A 12,096-nucleotide genomic window follows, 5' to 3' on the forward strand; every position below is an offset into this window, starting at 1 on the left:
CCTTCGACGCCAAGATTCTCCTTGTCCGATCGCCGAGGTGAAGGAGTACCTCATAGGTAAAATCAGGCTCCTTGTTCGCAAAAGGATCCACGAAGCCAGCAAGCGTCCTCAACAGCAGTTCGCGTACACCCAATCGATCATCATCGTCGGGCGCCCCCGGCTGGGCCCATTGGGCCAATTCGTTGTGCACTCCGAGCATGTAGAGGGCGGTCCCGTGCGTCGCCAGGCCGGTATAGACCGGCCATTCGCTGAAATGACGTTCCCCGATCGGGATCGACGCGGACCAGAACGTCTCGAGGTCGTCGTGCGTGGTCACGCCGAGGTTCTGCGAAATCTCGTAATCCGAGAACCTTCGCCAGCCATCATGCAGGCGCGCCACGCGTGATTCCGGATCCCGCTTCGCTTCTCGGACTGAGACGCTGAAGTTGGAGCGCAGGATGTCGGCCATGCTTTTGAGCACGCCCGCGAGGTCGCCTGGCTCATCGAACTCGACTACCGGAATGCGTATGTCCTGGATCAGCAGAAAGGGATTCTCGAAAAGCCGCCAATCCACCAAGACTGCCGCAAACCTATCGCGCCGTGTCTTGGAGACGACCAAAGACACCGGTGCAAGGAAGGCGGCGGAGAGGCGACCGATACCCTTTTCGCCTTGCCTCACACGCTTGCGGAGGCCGAAGGTCTCGGTCGGTTCAGCGTCGACGTCTTCGATCTTCGACTCGGTCCCGATTACGAGCCATCGGTTCTGGAACGTCTCGATGGACATGCCGGCACCGTCATCGACCACGAGCGCGATCTCGGGGGAACCGTCGAAGATGTGTAACGCCACATCTTTCGCGTACGCGTCGTACGCGTTCTTCCATAGTTCGCTGACCGCGGTCGGCGCGTCCGCGATCTGCCCTCGCCCGAGGTGGTCGATGGTACGGGCGCGCGTCTGAAACATCACACCGCTTGCTGGACGTGGCTGACGTTCCCGACGATCGGTTTTTCCCTCTTGCGGCATCCCTACACCAACGTGATCCCAATCCCGAACTGTACCGGGACGCCTCTTCCAAAACTATTCGGACCTTGCGTTCCCCTACGAAAGACTAGTACCACCAATATCTTAGCGGAATGATACCTACTGAGAGATTGTGTCCCGCGAAAGTGACAACTGTGAAGATAGCCGAGCGCGCCGGCTTGCAAAAGTGCCGTGTTATCGAATGGTTAACCATGACCAAAAGCCGCCCGGCACGCGCTTCGCTCGGTCATGACCGCTAACCGACACGAAACCCGCTTGGCGAACGCTTCGTTAATCGACTTGAAAAAATGACACGGGGCTGACGTTTAATGCGACTGACAATTGCTCAAGCGCATCGACGGTTGGCGAGTTCTCTTCGCGCTCTATCATTCCAACATAGTTACGATTCAGACTGGCGCGATCCGCAAGCTCTTCTTGCGTGAGCCCACTCTTCTGCCGAAGCCTTCTAAGATTTCGAGCTACCGTCCGACGCAGTTTCATGCGGCAAGACGGCATCATCAGTTGCGCTTACTCCACCTAGTATACTAGGTATTGCGCCTGTACCGTTCCTTGTCGTTCTCAGGTTCTGGATTGCTGCAGATGTCTGGTCAATCAAATCCGCCCATAGAGCCATTTGTCGAGCGTAGCGGGGATGAGAGAGGAGCGCGATCCTATCGATTTGGATACAGATTCAACACAACGAGGGATTCGCTTTCCACTGTCACCATACCTGCGAAAACGGTCGAACTTGCCCTAACCGTTGATTTTTCGCTGACGACCAAAATCACTCCTTCGGGGGACGTCATTCCAGCTTTCGTTGGTCCTGACGATTTTGCAATCGCTCCAAGTGCTATTTGGACTGTTATGCCCATCGAACAGCTAGTAGCTGACGCTATCAGCGCGGGAAACCTTCATCTTGAGGAAGCTGGCCGTGCGGATTTGAAGACCCTACGACAGCGGCTGCAACACGCTGTTGACCTCGTAACGGAAGCTCTCGAGCGGCAGACTGATGTGAAGAAGACTTCTTTCTAAGTTAGGTTTTCGCTTCCTCCGCTCGGCTTTTTGCTAGCAGACTGATTGCTCAAATGTCGGGCTTCACCGCCAGAAGGGTCCTTTGCGCCGCCTGCCCGGTTGGCGCGCCTGAAATCCGCATCGCCATCAAGAAACGCCTCCAGCATGAACGGTACGAGATCGGCCACCTCCTCCCGTGTACCGTAGGTCTCTGCGTAAAACTCGGCGTAGTCGCGAAGCCGCGCCGCAAGGGTCGGCGTTAACATCGTGCTCAGCTTGACCGGGGTGCGGTCGGGCAGTTTCGAGAGCTTCATCGGCATTATCTCGCCTTGGCCACCGTCTGAATGTCCTGGTACGGCTTCAGCACGAGATCCTTCGAAACAATCACACGCAGCGGCCAGCCCGGCCGCACCGTGATGGTCGGCTGGACATCGAGTTCACGTTCGATGAGCCGCTGACCGGCCCTATTGGTCGTCTGCTGAACGCTTTCTCGCAACGCCTTGACCAGATCGCTTTCGTCGTTGCCGAGCGAGAGCTGGGTCCCAACACCAAGAAGCGTCGCCAAGCCAATCCCCTTGAGCAACTGCCACGTATGGAAATCGACCTCATCCTCAAGACCGGCGTAACCCGCTACGTCTGTTGCCGGCAAATTCTCGATGACGACCGAATTGCCATTAGGCAGGATCAAGCGCGTCCAGACCACCAGCGCACGCTTCTGGCCAAAGGCGACAACGCTGTCGTATTTGCCAAAGAGCTTCGTTCCCTGCGGGACCAAGAGATGCTCGCCGGTCACGGTGTCGTAGACGTTTTCTGTCACCTGAGCGATCGTCGATCCCGGCAGATCGGAATTCAGGCCAGTAATAAGGCTCGCCGGAATGATCGACCCCGCCATGATCGCGTACGGCGACGGCGCGGCTGCCAGGGCGTGCGGGTTGGTGGTTTCCTTGTCAGCTTTGGCGCTAACGAAGGCGAGTTTTCGCGCCTGGGAAGATGGAATAATTTCGCCGGAGCGATCGTTCAAGCCTTGGGCCTTTGCAAGGAGAGCGGCCGTTGTCGGCGCATTATCCGCGGGTGCTGGGCGAAATGCCGAAGGCTGCTCGGTGTTAATGACCGCAGCCACCGGCTGTTTGCGCCGCTCCTGCTTATCGGACAGGCGAAATAAGAGGCCCGACTCCTTGGCCTGCTGCGCGATACGGGCCTGGCGGATGCGCTCCGCCCGCTCGACATCCTGCTCCGCGTTTGCCTGGAACGGCGTCTCGGATGCCGGACCTGCTCCAAGTCTCTTCTCACTTTCGGCAAAGGCACGACCGACGTCGCCTGGCGAAGGTGGCCCGAGCTTGGGCGGCAAACCTTCGTAGGATTTCGGCAGCTTGGCGAGACCGTCAGCCGTTTGCTTGCGGTCCGTATTGTACAACTCGGTTCGTTCGCCAGGCTTGAATATGCGAGGCGGGCTGAGCGCAATGATCGTCGCACCCGCGATGAACAGCGCGGCGACCGCGCAACCGATCATGAGGGTGCGCTTGTTAAGGCGGCGGATCGGCCGCGGTCGCACCCGCAACTCCAACCGCTCCGGTGCAACCTTGTCGGAATCCTCTGTCACGATGCGCCTCCGGTGCTGAAGATCTGCGAGATCGGGTGAGCATCGGTGCGGATGATCCGGACCGTGCGCTGGGGGTTCTCGCCAAGACGAAGCTCAGCGGCGCCGAACATCCGGTCGACAATGTAGTAGGAGCCTCGTACGCGATAATTAACGAGGTTTGGCCGGCCGTCGGCGCCGGCGATGAATAGCGGTGGCGCCTCGCCCTGGGATAGACCCGACGGCATCTGAATAAAGACCTTGTGACCATCGTCGAAGGCCCGCAGCGGCCGCCACGGCGGATCGTCCCCCTCGATTCGATAGCGGAAGTTCAAGCTGTCCAGCCGTACGCCGCGGTCGGCGACACGTTGCTCGGTCTCTTGCGCCGCCTGGTTCTGCTTGTGAATCGCCACAAGGCTATCGGTCGGATAAGTCCAGGAGATTGAAGCCATGTAGGTTTGCTTGGTGGAGACGAGCTCGAGGTGGTAGGTGCGCCGGTCGGTCAACACCACGAGATTGGTCTGAATATCCGGCAGCGTCGGCTTGACCAGGATGTGAACCCGCCGTGTGCCCCCCTGCCCACTTATGGTATCAGCGATGACCCAACGCACGGTGTCACCGGTCGAGACATCGATTAGCTCCTCGGCTGGCTGAAGCACGATGGTGGAGACCTTCTCCGGGCTGGCATAGAGCCGATAGAGCGCACCCTCCGTCCAGGGGTAGACCTGGATTGCATTGATGTAACCGGCTCTGGTCGGTTCGATCCGGGCGGCCTTGTTGGCAGTGGCAATCGCCTGCTCCGGCGGGACCTTCTCACCTTTCGCGCCTTTGGTTGGCCAAGGCTTTAGTTGCCCGGGCAGAGGCAACACTTTTGGTATTTCGACAACTTGGACCGCCTTCGGCGCTTCGACCTCCGGAAGAGCCTTCTCAAATGTCATTTCATCGTACGGCGCCTCGAGATTCAATTTTGTGGCGCAGCCCCCAAGTGAGATCGCCAGGACAAGTGTGCTCACCGTCGCGCAGTTCTTCATGGCAAAGGACATCATTTTGCGTCTCCGATCAGGTCGCGCGACCAGTTGAGGGAATGAACGTAGAGACCGAGCGGATTTTTCCGCAGCGTCTCGGCATTGGATGGAGGTTTCAGGATGACTGTCACGACGCCGGTGAAACGCTCAGTCTTTGCGACCGCGCCGTTCTCGTAGGTGTTCTCCTTCCAGCGAATCTCGAAACTGTCGCCGGATGCACGGACGACCGAGGTGACCTCGGCGGTAGCTGTTTTTGCGCCGATCTTGGTGAAGGGATCGGCTTCGCGGGCGTACTCGTTAAGCGCCTGCGCCCCGCGATCGGTGACAAAGTCATAAGCGTGCAGCCAGTTCGTTCGCACGATGACCGGGTCGATCGACAGCGAGCGGACGTTCTCAACGAAGCGCGCCAGGAAGTGCGCTATCTGGGCATCGGACGGCTGGTAGGCCTCAAAGGCGGGACCAACCGCCCGCACCTCGCCGAGGCGGTCAACCTCGACCACATAAGGCACCACGCCGGACCGGCCGATCACCGTCGAGAGCGTGAGACCCAACACAGTTGAAAGTGCTGTCGCTGCCAGCGCGGCAAGCCGCCAGTTGCTGGCCTGGACGCGAGCCGAGCCCAGCCGTTCGTCCCAGACCTGCTGCGCCTTCTGATACGGCGTGACTGGTTCGGGCGTGTCGCCATAGCGAACCGACGGTCGATGGAATGGATGAGACGACATGACTTAGTCCTCCCCCAATTTTGGACCGGAGGAGTGTCCCCCCTTGTCACCTTCCTTCACGGCGCGACCTGCGACGTGCGCCGCCTCCTTGACTTGTTGTCCCCGACGAAATCGGCCGACTATCCCCGAGGTCTCCCCGGTTGAAGCAGCGGAGCTACTGCCCCCGGCTGCAGCAGATTGCGCCGGTTGGGGACTCTGGCGACCCCCTGCTGACTCTGCAGCCGCGGTAGCGCCCCTCGTCGACGTACCCGCTAGCGATGCGGCTGAACGGAGGGCGCTCATCGACCCACCCGCCGCTATCCGCAACCCGCCGAGTGCCATCGCACCGCCACCGATCGCGACCGCCGCCGCGCCCGCAACCGTGCCGGCCGCAGCGCCAGCGCCCAGTTGGGGCGCGCCCGACACCAGACCTGCCGCGATGCCTGGACCAAAGATGCCGAGCCCGAACAGGGAAAGCGCGGCCAGCAGCAGACTCATGGCAGAAACAATGTCGACCGGCCGGGTCAGCGTGGTCGCAAGTTCGCTGAAGATGGTCGATCCGATGCCGATGATGATGGCAAGAACCATCACCTTGACGCCGGATGCAATCACATTGCCGAGTGTCTTTTCCGCGAGGAACGACGTCTTTCCCCAGAGCGCGAACGGTACGAGAATAAAACTCGCAAGCGTCGTCAGCTTGAACTCGATCAGGGTGACGAACAGCTGGACCGAGAGGATGAAAAACGCGAGCACGATCACGATCCAGCAAAACAGCAGGATCAGGATCGTCGGCATGTTGGTCAGGATGTCGAAGCCTGAGAATTGGCTGGTTTCCTCCAGCAGCGGATGTGCCGCGGTGAATCCTGCAGAGGCCACGAAGCCCGGCCTCATCAGATCCGCCGCACTGAGCGAACCGCCGCTTGCCTTCAGCCCGATGCTTGAGAACGAGCTGAAGACGATACCGGCGAGCGACTTGAAGTTACCGATGATGAAGGCGAAGGCCCCGACATAGAGCACCTTCTTGGCAAGCGTGACCAGGATATGGTCGTCAGCTCGCATGCTCCATGCAAGCCCTGCGAGCGTCAAATCGATGGCGACAAGCGTCGAGCTCAGAAACGAGACATCCCCGCCGAGAATGCCGAAGCCAGAGTCGATATAGCGCGAGAACGTATCGGTAAAACGGTCGATGACCGCGAGGTCAGCCATGGTCCCCTCCCCTAGCGTCCGCCGGTGTAAGCGCGACCATCGCCGATGAAACGAGTGAAGCGCTCGCGGGCGGCCGCCGCGGAGGCCTGCTGCTCGACAGTTCGCAGGGCTTCAGCCCGGGCCTGCGTCGCGACCAGTGCCTGGGCCTGCAGCGACTGCTTGACCTGAAGTGCGAGCAGTTCGTTGCCGGACTGTTGGGCTTGCAGGGACCCAACGGCGGTGGAAGAATTCGCCATCAGGGTGCGGAGTGTCTGACCGTCCTGGTCGAGCGCCGAAGCGATCGTGGCCTGGGTCACCAGCGTTTGCTTCAATGCCTGGTAGGTATTGTCCCAGCGAGCTGTGGCGTCCTGTACCATCCGATCCGAGGAGACAGCTGCGGTGTATTGACGGGGATAGAGCCGCTCAAAGTTGCTTTGGGGTTTCTGGACGTCAAACGAGATGCCCTTGGCTTGCGCGATCAGACTGTTGATCTCGTTGATCTTCGATGTCAGCTGCCCAACGACGCTGCTCGGCAGACTCGTCAGGTTCCTGGCGCCGTTGATCAGCATCTGCGCCTGATTTTCGAGGCTCTTGATCTGATTGTTGATCTGATCCAATGCCCGCGCGGCGGTCAGTATATTCTGGCTGTAATTCGATGGATCGAACACGACGACCTGGGCACCGAGTCGCCGCGATCCGTTGATCGCCACAACAACCGACAATGCGACGGCTACAGTAGTGGTCGACAGCTTTCGAGGGACAGGCTTGCCGAACAGTTTTTCCAGCATGAGATGGACTCCGAATTAGAGGAAAGGATTACAGGCAACGCGTGAAATCACGCGTCCCTGACATGTTCGAAGGTGCTGATCAGATTGGCGGCCCACTGAAGATCTCGGGCGGCGAGGTAGTGTTCCGCGAATCCGCTTGGGCCGAATTTGGCGATGACCGCCTCAATTAAACGCTGGTCCTCAGGCGACGAAGCCCCCGCGAAGGCAAGCGCAATTGGACCGAGCCCAAGCTCGAACAAGCGATTGCCGGCGCGCGATTGCAGGTAATAATCCCGCTTCGGAAAGGCCTCTGCGATCAGCCGCACTTGCGTGTCGTTGAGACCGAAACGGCGATAGGTCTCAGACTGTGCAGGTTCGAGCGCTCGCGGGTTCGGCAGGAATATCCGAGTTGGACAGGATTCGATGATCGCCGGTGCAATCTTGCTGTCGGCAATGTCGCTGAGCGACTGGGTCGCAAAGATCACAGCGACGTTTTTCTTGCGGAGCGTCTTCAGCCATTCACGGATGCGATCGGCGAACAGCGGATCGTCCAGGAACAACCAGGCCTCATCCAGGACCAGAAGCGTCGGACGGCCATCAAAGCGCGCTTCGAGGGCATGAAACAGGTAGGTCAGCACCGGTGCCACCAGTCCCGGCAGCGCCATCAATTCTTCCATCTCGAAAGTCAGCACACCGGCGCCGGACAACCTGTCGGCATCGGCATCGAGAAAGCGCCCGTAAGGGCCTTCCAGCGTATAAGGGGTTAGCGCCTGACGCAGTGCATCGCGCGCCAGCAAGGCCACTAAACCAGTCATGGTGCGTTCCCTGACCGGTGCCGAGCCAAGGCTTTTCAAGGCCGACCAGATGCTCTCCTTGACCTCGGGCGTGATCGCGACGCGCTCATGGGCGAGAACGCCACACAGCCAGTCGAGCGCCCAGAGCCGCGCTCCCTCGTCGTCGACATCCCGGAGTGGCTGAAACGAAAGTCCACCCTTCACCCCCAACTCATACCAGGCGCCGCCGAGCGCAAGCGTCGCCGCGCGGGCCGAACGGCCCTTGTCGAAGATGACGAGCTGAGACTTCTGATACCGTCGGAATTGAAGAGCCAGGACCGAAAGCAGGACAGATTTGCCGGCGCCAGTCGGGCCGACGATCAGGCTATGGCCGACATCGCCGACATGCAGCGTCAGGCGAAACGGCGTCGCGCCCTTGGTCTTGGCCAGCAGAAGTGGCGGTCCATCCAGATGTTCGCAGCGCGCCTCACCCGCCCAAACGGAAGACAAGGGACACATATGGGCGAGGTTGAGGGTATGGACGATCGGCTGACGTAGGTTCGCGTAGGCCTGCCCGGGCAGGCTACCGAGCCAGGCTTCCACCGCGTTGACGCTCTCCCGGATCGTCGTGAAGCCGCGGCTGTTGATGGCCCGCTCCACCGCGCGAATCTTCTCGTCAGCCGCGTGGGAATCCTCATCGTGAACCGTAACAGTGGTCGTGATGTACCCAAAAGCGACAAGATCATCGCCAAGTTCCTGGAGTGCCGCGTCGGCGTCGACGGCCTTGTTGTCGGCGTCGGTATCGAGCAAGGCCGCCTGCTCGTTAAACATCACCTCCTTTAGGATGGCGCCCAGAGATTTCCGCTTGGCAAACCATTGCCGTCGATAGCGGGAAAGCGCGGCGTGGGCTTGCGTCCGGTCCAGCGGCAGAAAGCGGGTCGCCCATCGATAGGCGACGCCAAGGCGGTTCAGATCGTCGAGCACACCGGGAAAGGTGACAGCCGGAAAGCCGAGAACGGTTACGGTCCGAAGATGACTGCGGCCGATTGCCGGCGAGAGTCCTCCGGTCAACGGCTCGTCGCTCAGGAACGCGTCCAAATAGGCCGGAATCTCGGGAACCCGGACGGGATGCCGCTTGGTCGACACACAAGCATGCAGATGGGTAAGCGTGTCCTGGTCATCGAGCGCGGCGATTTCCGACAACACTGATGACAGCAGATCGACAGCCCGATCTGTCTCCTGAATGAAGCGCTGAAGGTGCTCCTGGTACCCGCCGGTGCGGCCCGCCCTGGTGTCGCGTTCTGCCGGATCATCAACCGAGCCGCCGTTCTCCGCTGAATTGGCGTTAGCCGTCCCCCGTGCATGGGCCGCGTTCTTTCGCCGAAACAAACCCGATAACGGATTCGAGCTGAATGTCGCATCGTCCGGATTTTCCAGAAACAGGCCCTCCAGCCTCGAGACCCGTTCGACCGGCGGCAGATACATGAAGGTGAGATGTGAGATGCTCTCAAAATGTTGGCCGCCCTGACGCGAAAGGTCATCCCATGCCGCGTCAACCGTTCCCTCAAAGGAAGCGCGTCGCTCCTCGTCGACCAGCCAGGACACCGCATCGGGAAATTTCGATCGCGGGTAATCCGAAGCGGTCATGCGCGTGGCATCGAAGAACAGCGCCCAGCCTGACCCGAATCGTTTCAGGACATTGTTGACGCGCGATGCGGCACTCATCAGTTCCGCTTCGGTTGCGCTGTCGAGATCAGGACCACGGTAACGAACCGTTCGCTGGAAACTGCCGTCCTTGTTCAGGACAACTCCCGGCGCAACCAGACACGCCCAAGGCAGCCAATCGGCCAGGTGATTTGCGTGGGAGCGGAATTCGCGCAAATTCAGCATGCGAGCCATCCCTTGTGCTTGGTGTGGCGGACCGCGACTTCGACAAAGGCCGGGTCGCGCTTGGCGAGCCAGACGGCGATGCCATGGCCGACGATCCAGAGGACGAGGCCGGCGAGCCAAAGCCGCAAGCCGAGCGCCAGGACGGCCGAGAGCGTGCCAATCAGGATGGCGGCGGCCCGCGGCGCGCCACCGATCAGAATCGGCTCGGTCAGCGAACGGTGAAGGACGAGTTCAAAGCCGTCGCGCCGCATCAGATCAGCGCTCCGCCGCCGAAGGAAAAGAACGATAGAAAAAACGAGCTTGCGGCAAAGGCGATGGATAGGCCGAACACGACCTGGACCATCTTTCGGAAGCCGCCCGAAGTGTCGCCAAAGGCGAGCGAGATTCCCGTCACCGTGATGATCATGACAGCTACGATCTTTGCGACCGGTCCCTGTACGGATTCCAGAATGCGCTCGAGCGGCGCCTCCCACGGCATGCCGGAGCCAGCCGCATGCGCGGTGGAAACCGTCAGCAACGTGACGATCGCGCTCGCGCCAAATTCGGCCATCACTGGGCCAGCAACGTCGCGAACCCGTCCCAGGCGCACGCGCGTTGATTTGCGTAGTCCGAACATCATTGGATTCTCCAGTTTTCGATCAAGGATGATTGATTGGGTTCGGCAGGCCGGGCGGAATTTCGAGGATGTACTCGCCCGAAAGATCGAGGCCTTTGACCTCGACAGCTGTCTCGATCCGGCGCCCTGGCCCCCGCCCCTTGATGAACACGACGAGATCGATGGCTTCTGCGATCAGGCGGCGGGGAACAGTCGTTACCGCCTCCTGGATCAGCTGCTCGATGCGATAGAGCGCCGCGCGCGCCGAGTTCGCGTGCACGGTTGCAATTCCACCGGGATGGCCGGTGTTCCAGGCCTTCAGCATGTCGAGGGCTTCCCCGCCCCGGACCTCACCGACCACGATCCGGTCGGGGCGCAACCGTAGGGTCGAGCGCACGAGATCGGCTAGCGTTGCGACGCCGGGTTTGGTCCTCAGCGCGACGGCATCCTTGGCGTCGCATCGTAACTCGCGGGTGTCCTCGATGATCACTACACGCTGGTCGAGGCCCGCGACCTCGGCAAGCAGCGCATTGGCGAGCGTAGTCTTGCCGGAGCCAGTTCCGCCGGCGACCAGGATGTTGCGACCTTCTGCAACCGCTGCGGTGAGGATCTTTGCCATCACCGGCGATGCAATCTGGGCTTTGACGTAATCTGCCAAACGGAAGGTCGTCATTGCCGGTTTGCGGATGGCAAAGCAGGCCGCCAGCGTAACCGGCGGCAAGAGCCCCTCGAACCGCTCGCCAGTTTCTGGCAACTCAGCAGAGACAACAGGAGAAGAGCCACTAGCCTCAGCGCGGACGTGGCTCGCTACCAGACGGATGATCCGCTCGGCCTCGTGGGGTGTCAGAACCACGCCGGTGTCGGCGCGCCCGGAACCATGGCGGTCGAGCCAAAGCCGTCCGTCCGGATTGACCAGAACTTCGACCACGTCCGGTTCATCGAGCGCCAACGCGATGGCTGGGCCCATGGCGGTGCGCAACATATTGCGGCGGCGCTCACGGGTCTCGGGCGAGAGGAGATCAGACATTGCCGACCTCCTCTCGTCCTTCCGGAGAATGCTCCGGCGGCTCGCCCGTTGCGTCCATTGCACGGGGATTAGTTTCATTGTCTGCCGCTGGCTGGCCCAACGGCGCGCCCTCTTCCAGATTCCGAAAAAACAGATCCGGATTGGACGCACTGACCCGCTCCATCACGTCGGCCACGAGCCGCCCGCCCGAGGCGACGCGTTTGCCGACCTGTGCGACAAACATATCGAAGCGTTCACGCCCCAAGGCGCGCGCGGCGTTCTGATCGCCAGATGGCAATGGCGGCGTAATCGTGAGGTAGTAGCGGACAAAGAGGGCAATGGTTTCCGCCGTAATCGAGAGATCACGGTCGATCTGACCAAGCTGCCGGCTCATGCGGTCGAGACGCCGCACCAGGGCTGCATCGCCGCTTTGATCGCGCTCCGGGTTAAGAAAGCGGTCGAGGGCAGCGTCGACGATCGCAGACTTGTTGGTTCCTGGTCGGTTGGCCGCCAGTGTAAGACGCTTGGCGACCTGGTCGGAGAGATACACAGACAGTTTCGGTTTCATGG

Annotated in this window: 13 protein-coding genes and 1 pseudogene; 1 reads left to right on the forward strand and 13 read right to left on the reverse strand. The window is 60.6% G+C overall.

What is annotated here, in order from left to right; genetic code table 11:
* Positions 1-625: 625 nt before the first annotated feature.
* Both FFI89_RS35445 and FFI89_RS27155 read right to left on the reverse strand, forming a co-directional pair.
* Positions 626-1,000, reverse strand: a pseudogene (locus tag FFI89_RS35445) (ATP-binding protein); the annotation flags it as partial.
* Between the two features lie 288 nt (positions 1,001-1,288).
* Entirely contained in the window at positions 1,289-1,516 is a 228-nt protein-coding gene (locus tag FFI89_RS27155) for a helix-turn-helix domain-containing protein (protein WP_371721838.1), read from the reverse strand.
* Positions 1,517-1,597: 81 nt separating this feature from the next.
* Between FFI89_RS27155 and FFI89_RS27160 the strand changes: the two genes are divergently transcribed.
* A complete protein-coding gene (locus FFI89_RS27160; protein ID WP_138830613.1) occupies positions 1,598-2,029 on the forward strand; it encodes a hypothetical protein in 432 nt (143 codons plus the stop codon).
* Here the strand turns inward: FFI89_RS27160 and FFI89_RS27165 are convergent.
* From FFI89_RS27165 to FFI89_RS27215, 11 genes are all read right to left on the reverse strand, one after another.
* Complete coding sequence (locus tag FFI89_RS27165; protein ID WP_138835750.1) at positions 2,026-2,322, reverse strand: DUF2274 domain-containing protein; 297 nt, start codon at positions 2,320-2,322, stop codon at positions 2,026-2,028. The genes FFI89_RS27160 and FFI89_RS27165 overlap by 4 nt on opposite strands.
* Before the next feature lie 5 nt (positions 2,323-2,327).
* Positions 2,328-3,608: a TrbI/VirB10 family protein gene (locus FFI89_RS27170; protein ID WP_138830614.1), complete on the reverse strand. Its 1,281-nt coding sequence runs from the start codon at positions 3,606-3,608 to the stop codon at positions 2,328-2,330.
* Complete coding sequence (gene trbG, locus FFI89_RS27175) at positions 3,605-4,630, reverse strand: P-type conjugative transfer protein TrbG (protein WP_246669266.1); 1,026 nt, start codon at positions 4,628-4,630, stop codon at positions 3,605-3,607. The genes FFI89_RS27170 and trbG overlap by 4 nt, the downstream gene beginning before the upstream one ends.
* Positions 4,627-5,331, reverse strand: a complete 705-nt coding sequence (gene trbF / locus FFI89_RS27180) for a conjugal transfer protein TrbF (RefSeq protein ID WP_138830615.1) — start codon at positions 5,329-5,331, stop codon at positions 4,627-4,629. The genes trbG and trbF overlap by 4 nt, the downstream gene beginning before the upstream one ends.
* A 3-nt stretch (positions 5,332-5,334) precedes the next feature.
* Positions 5,335-6,516: a P-type conjugative transfer protein TrbL gene (gene trbL, locus FFI89_RS27185; protein WP_138830616.1), complete on the reverse strand. Its 1,182-nt coding sequence runs from the start codon at positions 6,514-6,516 to the stop codon at positions 5,335-5,337.
* Positions 6,517-6,527: 11 nt separating this feature from the next.
* Positions 6,528-7,283: a P-type conjugative transfer protein TrbJ gene (trbJ, locus tag FFI89_RS27190; RefSeq protein ID WP_138830617.1), complete on the reverse strand. Its 756-nt coding sequence runs from the start codon at positions 7,281-7,283 to the stop codon at positions 6,528-6,530.
* Positions 7,284-7,330: 47 nt separating this feature from the next.
* Positions 7,331-9,925 carry a conjugal transfer protein TrbE gene (trbE, locus tag FFI89_RS27195; protein WP_138830618.1) on the reverse strand — a complete coding sequence of 865 codons (2,595 nt, stop codon included), beginning with the start codon at positions 9,923-9,925 and terminating at the stop codon, positions 7,331-7,333.
* Complete coding sequence (locus FFI89_RS27200; protein WP_138830619.1) at positions 9,919-10,176, reverse strand: VirB3 family type IV secretion system protein; 258 nt, start codon at positions 10,174-10,176, stop codon at positions 9,919-9,921. The genes trbE and FFI89_RS27200 overlap by 7 nt, the downstream gene beginning before the upstream one ends.
* The gene (locus FFI89_RS27205; RefSeq protein WP_138835754.1) at positions 10,176-10,475 is read right to left on the reverse strand and encodes a TrbC/VirB2 family protein; all 300 of its coding nucleotides are present in this window, start codon (positions 10,473-10,475) and stop codon (positions 10,176-10,178) included. Before FFI89_RS27205 ends, FFI89_RS27200 begins: the two co-directional genes overlap by 1 nt.
* An 88-nt stretch (positions 10,476-10,563) precedes the next feature.
* On the reverse strand, positions 10,564-11,547 hold the full coding sequence (gene trbB / locus FFI89_RS27210) for a P-type conjugative transfer ATPase TrbB (protein ID WP_168213057.1): 984 nt from the start codon (positions 11,545-11,547) through the stop codon (positions 10,564-10,566).
* The gene (locus tag FFI89_RS27215) at positions 11,540-12,094 is read right to left on the reverse strand and encodes a CopG family transcriptional regulator (RefSeq protein WP_138830620.1); all 555 of its coding nucleotides are present in this window, start codon (positions 12,092-12,094) and stop codon (positions 11,540-11,542) included. Before FFI89_RS27215 ends, trbB begins: the two co-directional genes overlap by 8 nt.
* Between the last annotated feature and the right edge of the window lie 2 nt (positions 12,095-12,096).

The sequence above is a fragment of the Bradyrhizobium sp. KBS0727 genome, from assembly GCF_005937885.2.
Taxonomy (GTDB): domain Bacteria; phylum Pseudomonadota; class Alphaproteobacteria; order Rhizobiales; family Xanthobacteraceae; genus Bradyrhizobium.

Coding starts and splice junctions, on each gene's coding strand:
- FFI89_RS27155 (WP_371721838.1), bottom strand. CDS start 1,516: ATGATGCCGTCTTGCCGCATGAAACTGCGTCGGACGGTAGCTCGAAAT.
- FFI89_RS27160 (WP_138830613.1), top strand. CDS start 1,598: ATGTCTGGTCAATCAAATCCGCCCATAGAGCCATTTGTCGAGCGTAGC.
- FFI89_RS27165 (WP_138835750.1), bottom strand. CDS start 2,322: ATGAAGCTCTCGAAACTGCCCGACCGCACCCCGGTCAAGCTGAGCACG.
- trbG (WP_246669266.1), bottom strand. CDS start 4,630: ATGATGTCCTTTGCCATGAAGAACTGCGCGACGGTGAGCACACTTGTC.
- trbF (WP_138830615.1), bottom strand. CDS start 5,331: ATGTCGTCTCATCCATTCCATCGACCGTCGGTTCGCTATGGCGACACG.
- trbL (WP_138830616.1), bottom strand. CDS start 6,516: ATGGCTGACCTCGCGGTCATCGACCGTTTTACCGATACGTTCTCGCGC.
- trbJ (WP_138830617.1), bottom strand. CDS start 7,283: ATGCTGGAAAAACTGTTCGGCAAGCCTGTCCCTCGAAAGCTGTCGACC.
- trbE (WP_138830618.1), bottom strand. CDS start 9,925: ATGCTGAATTTGCGCGAATTCCGCTCCCACGCAAATCACCTGGCCGAT.
- FFI89_RS27200 (WP_138830619.1), bottom strand. CDS start 10,176: ATGCGGCGCGACGGCTTTGAACTCGTCCTTCACCGTTCGCTGACCGAG.
- FFI89_RS27205 (WP_138835754.1), bottom strand. CDS start 10,475: ATGGCCGAATTTGGCGCGAGCGCGATCGTCACGTTGCTGACGGTTTCC.
- trbB (WP_168213057.1), bottom strand. CDS start 11,547: ATGTCTGATCTCCTCTCGCCCGAGACCCGTGAGCGCCGCCGCAATATG.
- FFI89_RS27215 (WP_138830620.1), bottom strand. CDS start 12,094: ATGAAACCGAAACTGTCTGTGTATCTCTCCGACCAGGTCGCCAAGCGT.